Source organism: Arthrobacter sp. MDT2-34-1 (assembly GCF_059091365.1).
In genome coordinates, this window is sequence record NZ_JBNHGO010000112.1 from 1 (window position 1) to 560 (window position 560).

Here is a 560-nt window from a genome sequence, read left to right on the forward strand (position 1 = left end):
CGCAGCGCTGGAATCTGCACCGCCGGGTGGCGCTGCTGATCATCATGGCGGTCGGAACCCGTCCTAGCCAGATCGTCTTCGGCCTCATGCTGGCCAGTGCGTTCATCACGATGTGGGTCAGCAACACCGCCACGGCCGTCATCATGGTGCCCATCGGCGGAGCGATCCTTGCGCTCATCAACTCCCTGGAGGCGTCGCGCGTCACGCCGAAACTGGCTGCTTCCATGCTGCTGGGCATTGCCTATTCGGTCACGATCGGCTCCATGGCCACGCTGATCGGCCAGCCGCCCATGGCGCTGATGAAGGCTTACATGGGGGACAACTTCGACATCGAAATCGGCTTTGGCCAGTGGATGCTGGTTGGCGTCCCGTTCGCCGCTTTCATGATGGCGGCCAGCTGGCTGGTCCTGACCCAGCTCGTCTTCCGCTCCGAAGTGGACGAGATTCCGGGCGGCAAGGAACTGATGCGCGGCGAGCTCCGGAGGCTTGGCCGCCTCACCGTCCAGGAGAAGCGCGTTATCGCCATCTTCGCCGGTGCCGCCTTCTGCTGGATCTTCCTT

At 63.6% G+C, this 560-nt stretch carries 1 protein-coding gene; it reads left to right on the plus strand.

Annotated features, from left to right (window positions below):
* On the plus strand, window positions 1–560 hold a 560-nt coding region (locus AC5RVV_RS17915), incomplete at both ends, for an SLC13 family permease (RefSeq protein ID WP_494002701.1).